Here is a 16993-nt window from a genome sequence, read left to right as displayed (position 1 = left end):
TTCTCTTCATACAAGGCACTTTTTCGCAGGCTTACCGGGGTAAGTCAAGGAAAAGTAACGCAGTAGGAGGCGAAAAGGCGGTAATAGATGACCTTGAGTGAGTTTTCAGACACGCCCTAATAAGAAAACGTTGGCAAACATCAAAATGAAATGGTACAATAGATAAAGTCAAAATGATCTTTTCAAATTGAATGTTTTGAACTTCAATTTTGTATGCTTTTACAATCTAAGGAGGAAATCAAAAATGCCACTTTCAGACAACAATACGATTGATAACTTGTCAATTACTACGATCCGTACACTAGCAATTGATGCGATCGAGAAAGCAAACTCAGGTCACCCAGGAATGCCAATGGGTTCAGCTCCAATGGGATATCAGCTTTTTGCTAAATCAATGGTTCACAATCCAGACGCACCTACTTGGGTTAACCGCGACCGCTTTGTTTTATCTGCAGGTCATGGTTCTATGCTTTTATATAGCTTGCTTCATTTAAGTGGATATGATTTATCATTGGAAGACCTTAAGCAATTCCGTCAATGGGGAAGTAAAACTCCAGGTCACCCAGAGGTTGGACATACTGCTGGTGTAGATGCTACTACAGGTCCACTTGGACAAGGTTTGGCTATGGCTGTAGGTATGGCTCTTGCTGAAACTCAATTAGCTGCTACTTATAACAAAGATGATTTCAAAGTTGTAGATCATTATACTTATGGTATTTGTGGTGATGGAGACTTGATGGAGGGTGTGGCAAGTGAAGCTGCTTCTCTAGCTGGTCATTTGAAATTGGGCAAATTGATTTTCTTATATGATTCTAATGATATTTCTTTGGATGGTAAATTGAACTTAAGTTTCTCTGAAAATGCTCGTCAACGCTTTGAAGCTTATGGCTGGCAAACATTGCTTGTTGAAGACGGCAACGACCTAGCAGCAATCGAAGCTGCAATTGAAGAGGCAAAACGTGATACTGAGCGTCCTACTTTAATTGAAGTTAAAACTGTAATCGGTTATGGTAGCCCTAACAAGCAAGGTAAAGGTGGTCATGGTGGTACTCATGGTTCCCCACTTGGTAAAGACGAAGCTAAATTAACTAAAGAATTTTATAAATGGGTTTATGAAGAAGATTTCCATGTACCAGCAGAAGTACGTGAGCATTTTGCTACAGTCAAAGCTAATGGAATTGCAGCTTATGACGCATGGAACGAAAACTTTAAACAATATAAAGCAAAATATCCTGAATTAGCAGCGCAATTTGAAACTGCAATCGCAAATGAATTACCTGCAGGCTGGGATAAGGATCTTCCTAAATACAATGCTGGAGACAACGCTTTGTCTACACGTGTAGCTTCTGGTAATGCATTAAACGGTCTTGTTGGCAATGTTCCTCAATTGCTTGGTGGTTCTGCTGACCTTGAAAGCTCAACGATGACTCATCTTAAAGGATTGCCTGTGTATACACCAGAATCCCGCGATGGTCGTAACATCTATTTTGGTGTTCGTGAGTTTGGTATGGCAGCTGTTATGAATGGTGTAGCTCTTCACAGCGGACTTAAAATTTTCGGTGGTACATTCTTTGTATTTACTGATTACTTGCGTCCAGCAGTTCGTCTTGCTTCCATCATGAAAACTCCTGTTACTTATGTGTTAACACACGATAGTATCGCAGTTGGTGAAGATGGTCCTACGCATGAGCCAATCGAACAGCTTGCTTCCTTACGTATCATTCCAGGACTTACTGTAATTCGTCCTGCTGATGCTAACGAAACTTCTGCTGCATGGGCTTATAGCGTTGAAAACAAAGAAAATCCTGTGGCATTAGTACTAACTCGTCAAAACTTACCAATTCTTGAGAAAAGTGCAGAGCTAGCACGTGAAGGTATTAAACGTGGTGGTTATGTGATTTCTCCTTCAAAAGGTAAACCAGTTGTTCAATTAATTGCTACTGGTTCTGAAGTGCAATTGGCAGTTAAAGCTCAAGCTGCGCTTGCTGAAGAAGGTATCGATGTTTCTGTAGTAAGCTTACCAAGCTGGGATCTATTTGATAAGCAATCACAAGAATACAAAGATTCTGTTATTCTTCCAGATGTTAAAGCTCGTGTTGCAATCGAAATGGCACATCCATTTGGTTGGGAGCGTTATGTTGGTGAGAAGGGTTCAATTATCGGCATTAACACATTTGGCGCATCTGCACCTGGGGATAAAGTTATGGCTGAATATGGCTTCACTGTTGAAAATGTAGTAAAACATGTGAAAGACCAATTGAAATAATTATTGGCCAAAATAACTTAAAAAAGAAGGCATGTCCGACTATCGGATTTGCCTTCTTTTTAAAAATACAACTTTAGTGGATTAATCCGCTAATAAATTACTGGGTAGCTCCAGTTAATTATTTTGATTGTTCACCGATTTTTTGATGAATCCATGCTTCATATATTTTAGCAACTGCGGAGAGGTCTTCTTCACCAAAGCCTTGTGTTTCCCCAGCTTGGAACAAGCTTTTTGCTACATTAAGCATTGGTGTTGGGATAGATGCTTGATCAGTTAGAGCCGAGGCAAGCTTCAGATCTTTGAGCATAAGGGATAATGAAAATTGATTGGTGAAATCGTGGTCGATTAGCTTTTGACCCTTTAATTCCGCTGCTTTACTACCCGCTGAGCCAAGCTGTACGAGTTCAAGAAAAGACTGTGCAGGAATGCCTGATTTAGCCGCAATCGAAAAACCTTCGATCAAAGCTAAATTATTAATACCAACGATCGTATTATGTGCAAGCTTAGCAACGGAACCGCTACCGTTATCACCCATATGAATAATTTTTTGCCCTAAGGTTTCAAAAATATCACGCTCTGCTTCAAGTACATCATGATTTCCGCCTACCATAAATACTAGAGTACCACCTATGGCAGCAGGAGAGCTGCCTGTGACTGGAGCATCAAGGAAATTAGCACCCGCAGCTACAATCTTTTTAGCTAATGATTGACTTAATGCTGGAGAAATTGTACTGCAATCAATTACGGTTATGCCTGATGAAATTCCTGCAAGTACACCTGCTTCGCCTTCATAAACGGCAGCGATAGATTCATCATTACTTACCATGGTGATAACAGTGTCTGCACCTAAAGCAGCTTCTTTGGGCGTTTGTGCAGCCTTTGCACCTTGTTCAACAAGAGGAAGACATCTTGATTCCGTTCGGTTATATACCGTAACTTCATATCCTTTTTTAAGTAGGTTGGACGCCATGGGGGCGCCCATTGTACCTAAACCAATAAATCCGATTTTTTTCAACTTGGTCACCTTCTTGTAAAATTTGGACGGTTGTCCGTTCTTTTTATTTTACCATGTTACGTGACAGAGTGTGTAATCAGTGTGTAATGTGTACTTGTCTTCAATCTAAATTTACAGTATCCTTATTTTAATAGGATAGAAGGTTCAGAGATTTTTAAAAGTAATCTTTTTTTATAAATAAAACTATTTTGGTGATGGAGGTTTTCTTGGTATGTCTAAAAAGGTAACGTTTGATTACAGTAAAGCTCTACAGTTTGTTGGTCAACATGAGGTAGATTATCTTGCAGAATACATTAAAGTTGCACATGAGCAGCTACATAAAGGCACTGGTGCAGGATCTGACTATCTAGGTTGGATTGACTTACCTTCAAACTACGATAAAGAAGAATTCGCTCGCATCAAAAAGGCAGCAGCCCAAATCCAAAGTGACTCCGATGTTTTAATTGTAATTGGAATCGGCGGTTCTTATCTTGGTGCACGTGCGGCAATTGAAGCCTTGTCTCATTCCTTCTATAACGAGTTACCTAAAGAAAAACGTAAAACACCTGAAATTTATTTCGCAGGAAACAATATCAGCTCAACTTATATGAACCATTTGCTAGACCTTGTTGACGGTAAGGACTTCTCTGTCAATGTCATTTCTAAATCAGGTACAACTACAGAGCCAGCGATTGCTTTCCGTATTTTCCGTGCTGAGCTAGAAAAGAAATATGGTAAAGAAGCAGCTCGTAAACGTATTTATGCAACAACAGATCGTGAAAAGGGTGCGCTTAAAAAGCTCTCTAATGAAGAAGGTTATGAAACCTTTGTTATTCCTGATGACGTAGGTGGACGTTATTCTGTGCTTACAGCAGTAGGTCTTCTTCCAATCGCAACTGCAGGCATTAACATTGATGAAATGATGCAAGGCGCTGCTGAAGCTGCTGTAGAATTTAGCAATCCAAACGTTGCTGAAAATGCAAGCTATCAATATGCTGCTGTGCGTAATGCTTTGTACCGTAAAGGTAAAGCTACTGAAATCCTTGTCAACTATGAGCCATCCCTGCACTATGTTTCTGAATGGTGGAAGCAATTATACGGCGAAAGTGAAGGAAAAGATTATAAAGGTATTTTCCCTGCTGCAGTTGATTTCTCAACAGACCTTCACTCTATGGGACAATTTATTCAAGAAGGAAACCGTAACATCTTTGAAACTGTGATCCAAGTAAAAGAAGTACCAAGTCATATTACAATTGAATCAGATCCTGCTGATCTTGATGGACTTAACTTCCTTGCAGGACAAACAGTTGATTTTGTAAATAAAAAAGCATTCCAAGGCACGTTGCTTGCACATACTGACGGACAAGTGCCTAACTTGGTTGTAAATGTAGAAGACCTTACTCCACATTCCTTTGGGTATTTAGTGTATTTCTTCGAAAAAGCTTGTGGTATTAGTGGATACCTATTAGGGGTTAATCCATTTGACCAACCGGGTGTGGAGGCATACAAGAAAAATATGTTTGCACTTCTGGGCAAACCAGGTTATGAGAAAGAAAAAGCGGAATTGGAATCCCGTCTTTCTGAATAAGTTTACATTCTCTTTTTGAAAAAGAAGAGATTACAAACGCCAGAGGAGCAGTTCGCCGGTTTAACGGTTGAACTGCTTCTTGGTACATTAGTAAGGATGAGGAAGATGTTGGAATCATATAAAAGTGTACGGCAAGCAGGCAATAAAGAAATTGTGATCAAAAAATCAAGATTCATTGGTTATATCAAGCCAGTGGAAACTGAAGAAGAAGCGGTTTCTTTTATTGATGAAATAAAAAAGAAGCACTGGAATGCAACGCATAACTGCTCCGCGTATATGATTGGTGAGCGGGATGAAATACAGAAGCAATCTGATGACGGAGAGCCTAGCGGTACTGCGGGTAAGCCGATTTTAGAAGTGATAAAAGCTCAAGGCTTAAAAAATGTAGCTATTGTTGTTACGAGATATTTTGGTGGAATTATGCTTGGTGCTGGTGGATTAATTCGTGCTTATACAGATGGTGCGGTTGCAGCCATTGAGGCAGGAGAGGTTGTTCATTGGGGCTTACATCGTCAAATTTTTGCCGAATTGGATTATACTTGGTTAGGGAAAATGGAAAATGAACTACGTAATCGTGGAACAAAAAGTGGTGAAACCCAGTTTTCAGACAAAGTCACATTGTTATGTTTGCCTAGAGAAGAAGAGGCAGAGGAGTTTAAGGCTTGGCTTGTAGATATTACGCAAGGACAAGTTATTTTGACGGAAGGTGAGAAGCTTTACTTTGAAATATAAGTAAGGACGGCAATGCCGTTTATGCTTGTTGAAGGGGAATAAAGCCTATGGCTAGAAGAGCAGTAGAACAGGAATTGTCGCGTGAACGGATTATGGATGCTGCAAGACATTTGTTTATTACGAAGGGATATCGTGGAATTTCCATGCGAAGTATTGGACAGCATTTAGGATACAGTCATGGATCACTATATTATCACTTTAAAGAAAAAGCAGAATTGTTTTATGCTATTGTCGTGCAGGATTTTAATCATTTATCAGATATGTTTCAAAAGGTGCTTACATCACCTACAAAAGAAGGCTTATCTAAGCTAGAGCAACTCATGCTGGAGTTTATTAAGTTTGGTGTTCAAAATCCCTATCAGTATGAAATAATGTTCATGCTTCGTGATGAAGAAATTTTAACTTATTGTCGAAGTGAGCAGGCAAAATGTTTAAATCGATTTGACATCATTGTGCGCCAGTTTTTGCATGAGGAAGGGCATTCTTTGGAGCATCATCCTTCATTTCCACTAAGTATTTTTCTAAGCCTTCATGGCTTTATATCCTATTATATTCAAGATCGTTTAACCTTTGATGAAATAAAACCAGCAGCGATTGCTCACGTCCAAATGCTAAGTTATAGATTAAAAAATGTATAATATTATTTTAGTTAATGACTTTAATACACTGCATTATTACTACTTCTCATTAGTACATTGTTTTTGAAAAATATGTAACTAAAAGTGAATGGAAGCGTATTTCTATTAGATGATAGAAGTGCGCTTTTTCCTTTTATTTGGTGCTGGGTGGGTGTAGAGTAGTAATAAAAATTAGTGGAGGGACAAATGATGATGTTTTTAAAGAAAAACTCTATTTATGACTCACTAAGTTCGGTACATACTTATACTAGTTTATCTGCGCAAGAAATTTATGAGCGGCATTTTGATGCAAGATTTAATGAAGTTGAGGAACAGATTCAAGCCTTCGTTCACGATAAAGATGAAAGTGAGTTAGAAACACTTTTGTTAACAAAAATAGACAATTCAAGGCATCTAGCACTTAATGGAGAGAACGCTTTACCTTTACTAGGTATACCCGTAGCTGTGAAGGACCTTTTTCACGTAGATGGATTTGCTACATATGGGGGCTCAAAGCTTCCTGCTGAAGTGCTAACAGGTAATGAGGGATGGGTTGTTAAAAGATTGCAGGAGCTAGGGGCTTGGATGATGGGGAAGACAGTGACAGAAGAATTTGCTTATGCTAGTGTTATCCCTACCAAAAATCCACATCATCTTGCACATACATCTGGAGGTTCAAGTGCGGGATCAGCCGCTGCTGTAGCATCAGGTATGATTCCACTTGCTATCGGTACACAAACGTTACGTTCTGTTATGGCGCCAGCTTCATTTTGTGGTGTTGTAGGGTTTAAAGTAAGCTATGGTCGTGTACCACTTGATGGTTGTCTTTTAATGTCTCCTTCCTTTGATACATTTGGAATGTTTACACAGGATTTAGAAAGTATGAAATATGCTGCAGCATGCTTAGTTCCAAAATGGCAAACAGTAGAGCCAAGTAGAAAGCCAGTCTTAGGAATTCCTAACGGGGTATTCATGGAATTGCTTGAAAAAGGGGTATATGAAATTTTTATGGATAAAGTAGAACAACTCACCCAAGCTGGGTTTACTGTAAAACAGGTTGACATGCCGTGGAGTAATGACTTATTACTTGGCTATGACATGTTAAATTTAGCCCGGGGTGAATTGGCGCTTGGTCATAGGGATTGGTTTGCTAGTTATGAAGCAAGTTATGGGGAAGCAGTCCATCAAGCGATTGTAGCGGGTAAAGATATAGATGAACAGCAGTTAAAGCAATACCGCAAGGACCAATTAGAGCTTAGACAACAATTACAGGCTTCTGCAGATGCTGAAGGCATTGATTTATGGATTTCCCCAGCACAAGCTGGGCCGGCTCCTCTCATTGGTGGACCTACGGGCTGGGCAGGAATGACATCGATTTGGACATATGCGGGTTGTCCGACATTAAGCTTACCCCTGATGGAAATGAATCATTTGCCACTTGGCTTTCAATGCATTGCTCCTTATGGTAGAGATGAGCAATTGTTAGCGTATTCTGGTTTAATTGAGGAAATATTAAAGACAGATATTATGGTAAAATTATGATAAAAACATAAAGGGACTTAATTGAAATGAATAAGGAATTAGATACTTTAACCTTTTGGGGTACAGGGGATGCGATGGGTGTTCCCCGTGTTTATTGTGATTGCGATGTTTGTCAGGAGGCTAGAAACACAGGGATTAATCGCCGTTATCGCTCACTTGCTGAGGTATCGGGGCAGGACGGACAATTTCTGATTGATTGTGGTCCTGACTGGAACACCCAAATGGAGGTCAATAAACAACGTTTCGTGGAAAATATTGTGGTTACTCATGCGCATTTTGATCATATTGGTGGCTTACCGCAGTGGGCTGATGCCTGCCGATGGCTTGGGCGCAAAGGTAATTTATACGCTCCTAGGGAAGTATTAGATGTTATTACAGTTCAATTTCCTTGGCTTCCTAGGCAGCTAAACCTATTTCCGATTGATGAGGGACTAAAGCTAGCGGGTTGGTTAATTACAGGGTGGAAGGTCAATCATGGTAAAAACGGATATTCATATGCCTATCGCTTTGAAAAACAAGATTATCGCTGGGTGTACTGTTCCGATGCTATTGATCTAACTCAGGAGCAAAAAGTATTATTGCAAGGGCTTGATTTGCTTGTGTTAGGAACTAGCTTTTATAAGGAAAATGCAGTGTTTGAGACTAGATCGGTTTATGATGTGGAGGAAGCGTTACAATTATTATCTGAGGTCAAGCCTAAGTATGCAATTTTTACTCACCAATCTCATGATATTGATTTACGACGTCATCCTGGTTTACTGCCTAAACATGTTCAATTTGCATACACAAATATGGAGGTTAAATTAATTAGTGGCTGAAAGGTGTAACGTTTCGATACCATCACCCGTTTACGAAGTGTATCAAGGGAAATGAAAGGGGGCCCCAATTCCATGACCTTTGTAGCTACCGCCAAGCCTGCGGTAATGAACTCTATTCAAAACGAGCTAGAGCAGGCTCTACCTGCACTTCGGCGCTATTGCCTATCGCTTACATGTAATGTTTGGGACAGCGAGGATTTGTTCCAGCAAACGCTGATGAAGGCGTGGCCCAAATTACAAAGCAAAACATCTACGCTTCATATCGAAGCTTATTTGATTACGATTGCTAAAAACTGTTGGATTGATGAAATGAGAAAGCAAACCAATGCACGTAGCTTTATTTCCCAATTGTCATCGCACGAGTCAAGCTTCATTGCGGATTGGGAGGTAGAGTGGAAGGTAGAGGAAGCATTGGAGCTGCTTATTACTTCCCTGCCTCCTTTACAGCGAACTGTGTTGTTATTGCGGGATGTATTTGGGTATTCAGGTCCGGAGGTAGCAGATTTGCTATCAACGACAGAAGGGGCAGTGCGTGTTGCACTACACCGAGCAAGAAAGACACTTTCTCGAATACAATCACGGGAGCTAGAGAAAGGACAGGATGAACAAGCAACTTCTTTATTGGATTCATCGTCTTTAGCTCCAAAACAGCAATGTGAGCGTAGTCAAAATAAATCAGACCAATTGCTTAAATCGTATTTGCTTGCATTTAGAAGTGGCGATATGGCTTCAATTGTAGAGCTAGGGCTACAGGATATTGTTGAGCCTGCGGTTGCTTTGGCATCTGTAGTTGCAAATAATACATCCACCGTTTTGAAAGAGTCTCTTGAAGCAGGCTGGCAGCCAAATACAAATGCTTCGTTAAGGAGATGGGAAAATGATGAACGCAATTCCTTATGTAGTAGAACAAACAAGCCTTGGAGAGCGAAGCTACGACATCTACTCACGGCTGCTTAAGGATCGAATTATAATGGTATGCGGTGAAATCGGGGATCAAATGGCCACAGCCATTGTTGCACAGCTACTTTTCTTATCTGCGGAAGATCCAACGAAGGATATTCATATGTATATCAATAGTCCAGGTGGTGTAATGACGGCAGGGTATTCGATATATGATACGATGCAGTTAATTAAGCCAGATGTGACTACAACCTGTATCGGGATGTGTGCTAGCTTTGGTGCGATTTTGTTAATGGGTGGCGCAAAAGGGAAAAGGTACATTTTGCCCCATGGTGAAGTGATGTTACACCAGCCATTAGGAGGTGCTAGAGGGCAAGCCTCGGATATTCATATTCATGCAGAATGGATTATGCGGACACGTCAAAAGGTGAACGAACTCATTGCAGAACGCACAGGTCAACCGATCGAGACGGTAATTAGGGATACGGATCGAGATCATTTTTACAGCGCAGAAGAGGCTGTGGAGTATGGGCTTGTGGATCAAGTGATTACACAGGTATAGAACACGTATAACAAGTTTATAACAAACGATCAAGACGGATCTCGCACAAACAAAAAGGGAGATGTATTGGAATTGTCCTCCGGTTACATTTCCCTTTTTGATATTGTATCTCTGCTTGACGGCTAACTAACAACAATCGCAAGAACGCTCTGGATCGTAGCTACCAAACTCCTATCGTTGTCAAGTACTAATTACTAAATAGAGCCTAAGCTTGTAGCACAAATTTATCAATGACATGCTTTACACCATCATCATTGTTGCTTGCGGTAATATAATCTGCTACTTTCTTAAGGGCAGGGATCGCATTTTCCATCGCTACTCCTAATCCTGCGGCTTCAAGCATTTCATGGTCGTTCCAGGAGTCGCCAATTGCAATCGTTTCTTCTAATTTACAGCCAAAATGATCTGCTAGGAATCTAAGTGCATGTCCTTTTGTTCCTTCGTAATGCATAATCTCTAAGAAATTAGGCTTGGATTTAGTGATGTGCACTTCATTGCCAAGTAATTCACGTAAGACTGGTGCAAGTTCATCTAAATATTCTGGCTCATCAATGATAAGCATTTTGGGCGTTGGTAGAGGGATCAGCTTAGCAAAATCAGGCTCGACATAATATTTGGTTTTATTTAGCCCGACATAATCGATGAGCTTCTGGTTTTCTTCCCGTGCATAGAGCTTATCATCGATATAGGTTTGTAAATGAAGATCGTGCTCTAGGCAATATTGGAACAATTTTTCCGCAGCAGCTTGTGGTACATAACGTTCGTATAACACAGCCTCGTCTAACAGATTTTTAATTAAAGCACCTTGATACGTAATAATCGGTACATTAAGTCCGATTTGTCTTGCGATCGCTTGAGCAGAAGCATAAGCTCTACCTGTTGCTAGCGTAACAACGACATTCGCTTCAATCGCTTGCTCCAAAGCCTTTTTTGTTGCAGGTGTAACTTCCTTTTTATCATTAATTAACGTATCGTCGATGTCGATTGAAATCAATTTGTACATGTTGTTCTCCTATCCAATTAGTCATTTGTTAATTCTCTATATTATTATCAATCTTATTCCTCTAGAAAAATAAGACCAATAAAGTCCTCTTTTGGAAGATTGCCAAAATAATGTTTGATATCAACATCAGCTAACGCTTTTGTGACGTCCTCTTCTGTGTAGCGAACCCCTCTAAGCTTATCTTCAATATTAGTAACATCACCAACACCAAAGAAGTCACCATAAATTTTAATTTCATCAATATTCCCGTCTTTAATATTCATGCGAAGGTCGATGATCCCGACAGGGAATTTTTTAGAGTGCTTTACATTTGACTCAGGAGATAAACCATAATTCCAATCCCAATTTTGATAACGCTCTGCCGAAATTTCATGGATTTTAATCCAATCCGCTTCGGTTAATTCATATTTAGGTACATCCGCTACATCCAAACCAAAAATATGCTGTAGTAAATGAGCTCTGAACTCTTCAATGGTCATCTTTTGCTCTAAAAAATCAATAATATTAGCAACACGACTGCGAACAGATTTTGTGCTTTTAGATTTAAATTTCTCTGGATTAGCATGGAGTGAAGCTCCTACGTGCTCCAGATTGAGGTTAAACATCAAGGTTCCATGGCTAAACATACGTCCACGTGTTGAAAATTGTGCGTTACCTGAAATTTTTTGTTCGCCAACCTGAAGGTCATTACGTCCAGTTAGCTCAGCTTTTACACCAAGCGCATGTAAGGCCTCTACAACAGGCTCCGTAAATTTGCGAAAGTTGTGGAAGGATTGTCCATCGTCTTTAGTAATAAAACTAAAGTTTAAATTACCCAGATCGTGATATACTGCGCCACCACCAGAAAGACGACGAACGACTTTGATATCGTTTTCCTTTACATATTCGTTATTGATCTCTTCAATTGTATTTTGGTGCTTCCCAATAATGACAGAGGGCGCATTAATATAAAATAACAAATAGCTATCCTCATCCATCGGTAGGTGCTTAAGCGCAAATTCCTCAATTGCTAAGTTAATCGCAGGATCTGTGATCCCTTGGTTGTCGATAAAACGCATGATTTCCACTCCTTTATCTTATATGTAACAAGCTAGTACGAAAATAAAAACTCAACATTATATATTGTAAACTAATTTAGGGCTTTAAACCAAAGAAAAGTTATAAAAGGATGTAGTAAAAAAGTCTCTAGAACAAAAAATGGATCGTTAATTTATATTAATAAAATTGTGATGAAAATTGAATTAATATGTAAATTAGGTATTCTATCACAAAAAATAGAGTAAAAATTCATTGAGTTAGTAAAAATGTAATAAATTGTATTGATATAAAACGAAAGTATTGGTAATATCATACTGATAATAGTTATATTTTACTAGTTTAGGAGGAGTTTAAGTGGCTAAAATTTTAGTTACACCAGAAGAAATGGATCGTATTGCAGGACAATTTAAATCAGGTGCTCAACAGAGTCAAGAGATTGCATCAAGACTTAACACAGCGATCCAATCCATGCAAGGACAATGGGAAGGGATGACACAAAATAAGTTCTTCCAACGTTATGATGCAGATAAGAAGAGTATGGATCAATATATCGAAATGCTAAATGCTGTTGGAGAAGAGTTAACTGAAATTGCAAAACGCTTCAGATTGGCAGATCAACAAAGCTAATTTTTTGCTACATAATTTTTACTTGCTACAATTTAAAAAGATTAAATAGGTCAGACCAAGTGATGGTTTGGCCTATTTGATCATTAGAGCAGGACACAGTAACTAGATAAGATATAAAATTTAGTAAAATATGATTAAGGGGTTAGAAATCGTGAGTTACGAAATTCGAGCTACCGCAGATACACCTGCCTTATTAATTTACCTCATAGATATTAGTGGGTCGATGACATTGGAGTTTGAAGGGCGACGCAGGGTGGACATTATTAATGAGGCGCTGCAATCGATTATGCGTCAAATTGTTTATCGCTCTACGAAAGGAAATCATTTATCTCCTCGTTATCGGATTGCGATTTTGGCGTATAGTGATGAGGTATATGATTTGTTAAATGGTGTAAAGTCTATTGACCGTATTGCAAATCGTGGTCAGCTTCCACAGTTATATCCAAAGCGTTTTACGGATACTGCTAAAGCCTTTAGACAAGCACTAAAAATATTACAAACGGAAATGCCAACGATGGGCCAATGTCCTGCTCCAATTATTTGTCATCTAACCGATGGTGTATACACAGGTGAAGATCCAGAGCCAATTGCGAAGGAAATTATGGAGTTGTCTTTGCCAGATGGCCCCGTTTTAATAGAAAATATTTTTTTAACAGAAGAAGCAACACAGGGGAAGGTAAGAGATGCTAAGGCTTGGCGGGGGATTGTACCTAATCAGTTTATGCCAGATCCTTATACAGAAAAGCTAATGCGAATGTCTTCCATCATACCAGATACTTACCGAGATATGATGCGGGAATCTGCATATTCCATTCAAAAGGATGCACTGATGATGTTGCCTGCAACGAGTAAGGATTTAATCGCCTTGGGCTTTCAAATGTCAGCGGCAACGCCAATTCGATAGGGGGCTTTTTAATTGAATCAAACATGGATTACATTAAGTATGGATGGGGTTAGTGAAAGTAAAGATATGGCGCTCCCTAACAATATTCCGCTCCATGATTTGCTTGACCTCATTTTTTCATTAGCTACAGGCTGGTTGCCGATGGGAATCAAAAAAGAAGAGTTTAATCCCTTCATTAGTTCAGGTGATGGTAATTGGCAGCCGATTTCCTTAGATGCTACCTTAGAAGAATTGGGGATATTGGATGGGTATTGTTTAAATTTAGAACGTTCTCATACATATTCAACCTTATCTGAATAATCTATTTGAATTTAAGCTACAAATCTATCGTTATAAAGGAGATAACAAAGGTGTTTGCAGATGATATCGAACAAGAGATATGTATCCGTAACCGTACCTATAAGCTAGCAGAGCATCCTTCATTTTCTGGCGTCCCCTTTGGGCAAGAGGGTAGACAAGGAACCGTGTATAAGCTCATTGATGTGGAAGATGGAACTGCGGTTGCGTTAAAAATATTTCGACCTGCTTTTAGACAGCCTACCTTTCGTAAATCGTTAGAGGCGCTACACACCCTCTCTTCTATACCAGGCTTAGCTGTAACTAAACGTGAAGTGCTTAATCCTGAAGAGGATACCCCATTATTAGAGCAAAACTCTGATCTGCTATACAGCGTGGTGATGCCGTGGGTGGAAGGAAAGACATGGAGTGAATGTAAGCTTGATGAGACAGTACTGTTACAAGAAAATGGCTTTGAAATTGCGTTTGCTTCTGCAAAAGTATTAATGAATTTGGAGCAGGAGGGTATCTCTCATCCTGATTTATCAGGCGCTAACATATTTGTAATACCTGATAAAGGTGAAGGTGGCTCCATTATGATTGAACTCGTAGATATTGAGGATATTTTTGCACAAGGAATGGTAGAGCCGGAATATGAAATACATGGAGAATCAGGTTATACGCCTAAGTTTCTACAGGAGGATTTCCTTTGGGATAAGGATAGTAGCCGTTTTGCAGGTGCAATTTTATTAAGCGAAATGTTAGCTTGGCATTCTAGCCAAGTACGTGAAATTTCAGCAAGTGACAGTTACTTTGAACCGCATGAGCTTCAGGAGCAATGTGAACGGTATCAGATTTTACATATGACGCTAGAGCAAAGCTATGGTATTGAGATAGCAGGCTTATTTGCGAGGACTTGGAATGCCGAATCTATGGCAGAATGCCCTGCTTTTGGTGAATGGATGATCGCCTTATCTTCGTATCAAGCCCAATTGATTTCCCGTCAAGAAGAAGTGTTATTCCAGAAAAAGGCTAAAGATAGGGAATCGGAAGAAATTGATGAAGTCATCGATGAAGTAACTGATGAAAATTTCTTTCCATTTGTTGTTGAACAACAGGGACAGGATGAAGAAGTAAATTTGCTTACGGAAGAGGAACCACGGGAAATAAAGCCTTTTTTAGCACCAGAGGTTTACGCTACTTTGGCAGAAGCACGTTTATTAGAGCAAAAAGGGAAGCTGCCCTCTGCACTGTGGGAGTATGGAAGGTTAATCGAAAAAACGTCACTTTATCCAGAAATATATAAAGAGATCGAATTAGTGATGGGTATGGTTCAGGAAGCAATAGATGAGTCTTTGTCTGCGAAACAGGAACAGAATGGTGTGTTTAATAAATTTGGTAATGAACAAGGAACAGCTCGACCAGATGTAATGTATAAAAATATTTGGATCATTGTATGGGTTGCCTCAGGTTTATTGGTTGTAATTGCATGGATAATTTATTTACTAAAATAAGGAGTGAAGAAATATGACAACAGAAAGCTACACATATGAGATGACGACTAAGGAATTTTTCTTTTTAACGCAAATGTTAGGGTTGAAAAATATAGCAGGCTATAGTGACCCATATAAGGGTTATTTAATGGAAGAACTTGAGGAGGAATATAGTGAACTTCAAGCGGGCTTGGTGAACAAGGGCTGGCTTAAGATGGAGCAAGGGCAAGAAAATGAAGAGGATCAAGAGAAAACGGAGAGAAAGGCAACCTACACCGACATGAATGAAGCTTTAGCCTTGTGCTTAGCGATTACTGGAAGCTCACAGGTAATGCAATTGAGTAAACAGGTTGTAAATGGTGAGGATTACCAAGGGTTTTTGTATTTCCATCCCAAACTAGTTGTAGAGGTGGTATATAGCGAATCAGGTGAAGTGGCGGTAACGCCGGTATCTGATCCACTTGGGACGATGGATGCGTTGCGCGGATTTTTCCCTTTAACCTTACGTTCTAATCGTACCTTTAAACAAACGTTAACCGAGTGTAACTGGGCGAAGTGGACAGAGTTAGGGAAGGAAGATCAATTGGAATTGCTGAAAACGCAAGGTGGAGCTAGTTTAGATCAAGCAGAAGCCGAAGCTGTGGTGGAAGCTTTTGCAGGGATAGATCGTATAGGCAGTATGATTTTCTGGAATGCCCATAGTGAAGCATGGGAGTTGGAGGGCTACCATTATGTGCAAAGTGGCGATGAATTGTACCTAGGTAGAGAAAACAAGCTTGATATAGACAAGCAAACCAAGTTGGAGCTTTCAGCGTACAATCCTGATGTGGTATGGGACAGATTACTGAAGTTTGCAGCGCAATTTGGCTTAGTGGAAGAGGAGGCATAAAAAATGAGCAAACGAATTAAAATTGATCCAGAGCATTTAAATGATATTGGGAAAAAGTTTATAGCTTGCAGTGAGCAAAACATAGCAATGGCAAATGAATTAAAGGGACTTATTGACGGACTTGATGGGCAATGGGAAGGGAATACGAAGGAGCGTTTTCATAAAGCCTACCAAGATGCGGATCAGCAATTAGCAGGCGTATCAGCAATTTTGCAACAGGTTGGAGAAGAGCTTAATGCGATTGCTGAACGATTTAGAGTCGTGGATGAAACCACATATTCGGGATAATAGTGTTAAGAATCATAGCTTAAGAGCAAGTAGAATCATAGTTTGATCGAGGTAGGGAGTGAACATAATGCCAATTCAAGCAGATGTAGGTCAATTGGAAAGATTAGCAAGAAAGGTGCGCAATCACAGTCAAACGGTAGCTAGGGAAACTAGAAAAATAAACGATAGTATCGCGGGGATCGTATGGAAAGGGAAGGCGCATGATCGATTTCAAACGGAATTCAGACCTACCCAGCAAAAAATGACGCAGGCGGCACGTGATTTAGATGAGTTTGCAGCCCGTTTAGAACGAATTGCAGAGGCGTTCCGTCAGGCAGATATGGCAGAGGATCGTCGGAGAGAAGCAGAGGCGCGGGCAAGACGAGAGCAAGAACGAGCGGCAAGAGAAGCTTCACGAAGTAAAAAATGATGAGAAAGTTGTAGAGCATTGCTTTACAGAAGCAGATGTAACCACAG

General features: G+C 39.8%; 18 protein-coding genes. 15 read left to right on the top strand and 3 right to left on the bottom strand.

Annotated features, from left to right (window positions below):
* The first annotated feature begins 244 nt into the window (after nucleotides 1-244).
* Nucleotides 245-2266, top strand: coding sequence for a transketolase (tkt, locus tag J2Z32_RS00230; protein WP_210087147.1), 2022 nt, complete (start codon nucleotides 245-247; stop codon nucleotides 2264-2266).
* A gap of 118 nt (nucleotides 2267-2384) precedes the next feature.
* On the opposite strand, the gene J2Z32_RS00225 is transcribed toward tkt, so the two are convergent.
* Nucleotides 2385-3281: an NAD(P)-dependent oxidoreductase gene (locus J2Z32_RS00225; protein WP_210087146.1), complete on the bottom strand. Its 897-nt coding sequence runs from the start codon at nucleotides 3279-3281 to the stop codon at nucleotides 2385-2387.
* Nucleotides 3282-3492: 211 nt separating this feature from the next.
* Between J2Z32_RS00225 and J2Z32_RS00220 the strand changes: the two genes are divergently transcribed.
* The 7 genes from J2Z32_RS00220 (at nucleotide 3493) to J2Z32_RS00190 (ending at nucleotide 10019) form a co-directional block, all read left to right on the top strand.
* Nucleotides 3493-4848: a glucose-6-phosphate isomerase gene (locus J2Z32_RS00220; RefSeq protein WP_210087145.1), complete on the top strand. Its 1356-nt coding sequence runs from the start codon at nucleotides 3493-3495 to the stop codon at nucleotides 4846-4848.
* Between the two features lie 105 nt (nucleotides 4849-4953).
* The gene (locus tag J2Z32_RS00215; RefSeq protein ID WP_210087521.1) at nucleotides 4954-5580 is read left to right on the top strand and encodes a YigZ family protein; all 627 of its coding nucleotides are present in this window, start codon (nucleotides 4954-4956) and stop codon (nucleotides 5578-5580) included.
* Nucleotides 5581-5627: 47 nt separating this feature from the next.
* On the top strand, nucleotides 5628-6218 hold the full coding sequence (locus J2Z32_RS00210; protein WP_210087144.1) for a TetR/AcrR family transcriptional regulator: 591 nt from the start codon (nucleotides 5628-5630) through the stop codon (nucleotides 6216-6218).
* Nucleotides 6219-6404: 186 nt separating this feature from the next.
* Nucleotides 6405-7739 (top strand): amidase, encoded by a 1335-nt coding sequence (locus tag J2Z32_RS00205; protein WP_210087143.1) that lies wholly within the window; start codon nucleotides 6405-6407, stop codon nucleotides 7737-7739.
* Between the two features lie 26 nt (nucleotides 7740-7765).
* On the top strand, nucleotides 7766-8557 hold the full coding sequence (locus tag J2Z32_RS00200; protein WP_210087142.1) for an MBL fold metallo-hydrolase: 792 nt from the start codon (nucleotides 7766-7768) through the stop codon (nucleotides 8555-8557).
* 72 nt (nucleotides 8558-8629) lie between these two features.
* Nucleotides 8630-9514 carry an RNA polymerase sigma factor gene (locus J2Z32_RS00195; protein ID WP_210087141.1) on the top strand — a complete coding sequence of 295 codons (885 nt, stop codon included), beginning with the start codon at nucleotides 8630-8632 and terminating at the stop codon, nucleotides 9512-9514.
* Complete coding sequence (locus tag J2Z32_RS00190; protein WP_210087520.1) at nucleotides 9438-10019, top strand: ATP-dependent Clp protease proteolytic subunit; 582 nt, start codon at nucleotides 9438-9440, stop codon at nucleotides 10017-10019. Before J2Z32_RS00195 ends, J2Z32_RS00190 begins: the two co-directional genes overlap by 77 nt.
* Before the next feature lie 205 nt (nucleotides 10020-10224).
* On the opposite strand, the gene J2Z32_RS00185 is transcribed toward J2Z32_RS00190, so the two are convergent.
* Both J2Z32_RS00185 and lplA read right to left on the bottom strand, forming a co-directional pair.
* The gene (locus J2Z32_RS00185) at nucleotides 10225-11022 is read right to left on the bottom strand and encodes a Cof-type HAD-IIB family hydrolase (RefSeq protein WP_210087140.1); all 798 of its coding nucleotides are present in this window, start codon (nucleotides 11020-11022) and stop codon (nucleotides 10225-10227) included.
* 53 nt (nucleotides 11023-11075) lie between these two features.
* On the bottom strand, nucleotides 11076-12080 hold the full coding sequence (lplA, locus tag J2Z32_RS00180) for a lipoate--protein ligase (RefSeq protein ID WP_210087139.1): 1005 nt from the start codon (nucleotides 12078-12080) through the stop codon (nucleotides 11076-11078).
* Nucleotides 12081-12414: 334 nt separating this feature from the next.
* On the opposite strand from lplA, the gene J2Z32_RS00175 reads away from it, so the two are divergent.
* The 7 genes from J2Z32_RS00175 to J2Z32_RS00145 all read left to right on the top strand — a co-directional run bounded on the left by J2Z32_RS00175 (nucleotide 12415) and on the right by J2Z32_RS00145 (nucleotide 16946).
* On the top strand, nucleotides 12415-12687 hold the full coding sequence (locus J2Z32_RS00175) for a WXG100 family type VII secretion target (RefSeq protein ID WP_342453890.1): 273 nt from the start codon (nucleotides 12415-12417) through the stop codon (nucleotides 12685-12687).
* A gap of 151 nt (nucleotides 12688-12838) precedes the next feature.
* Nucleotides 12839-13591: a vWA domain-containing protein gene (locus tag J2Z32_RS00170; RefSeq protein WP_210087138.1), complete on the top strand. Its 753-nt coding sequence runs from the start codon at nucleotides 12839-12841 to the stop codon at nucleotides 13589-13591.
* 12 nt (nucleotides 13592-13603) lie between these two features.
* Nucleotides 13604-13891 (top strand): ubiquitin family protein, encoded by a 288-nt coding sequence (locus tag J2Z32_RS00165; RefSeq protein ID WP_210087137.1) that lies wholly within the window; start codon nucleotides 13604-13606, stop codon nucleotides 13889-13891.
* Nucleotides 13892-13941: 50 nt separating this feature from the next.
* Nucleotides 13942-15381 carry a serine/threonine-protein kinase gene (locus J2Z32_RS00160; RefSeq protein ID WP_210087136.1) on the top strand — a complete coding sequence of 480 codons (1440 nt, stop codon included), beginning with the start codon at nucleotides 13942-13944 and terminating at the stop codon, nucleotides 15379-15381.
* Between the two features lie 13 nt (nucleotides 15382-15394).
* Nucleotides 15395-16249: a hypothetical protein gene (locus J2Z32_RS00155; protein ID WP_210087135.1), complete on the top strand. Its 855-nt coding sequence runs from the start codon at nucleotides 15395-15397 to the stop codon at nucleotides 16247-16249.
* Nucleotides 16250-16252: 3 nt separating this feature from the next.
* On the top strand, nucleotides 16253-16537 hold the full coding sequence (locus J2Z32_RS00150; RefSeq protein WP_210087134.1) for a WXG100 family type VII secretion target: 285 nt from the start codon (nucleotides 16253-16255) through the stop codon (nucleotides 16535-16537).
* A gap of 67 nt (nucleotides 16538-16604) precedes the next feature.
* Nucleotides 16605-16946, top strand: coding sequence for a WXG100 family type VII secretion target (locus J2Z32_RS00145; RefSeq protein ID WP_210087133.1), 342 nt, complete (start codon nucleotides 16605-16607; stop codon nucleotides 16944-16946).
* The last annotated feature ends 47 nt before the right edge of the window (nucleotides 16947-16993 follow it).

Source organism: Paenibacillus turicensis (assembly GCF_017873435.1).
In the GTDB taxonomy this organism is placed as follows: Bacteria; Bacillota; Bacilli; order Paenibacillales; family Paenibacillaceae; genus Fontibacillus; species Fontibacillus turicensis.
Note: the sequence above shows the minus strand (reverse complement) of the source record. Positions and strands in the feature narration are given on the sequence as shown.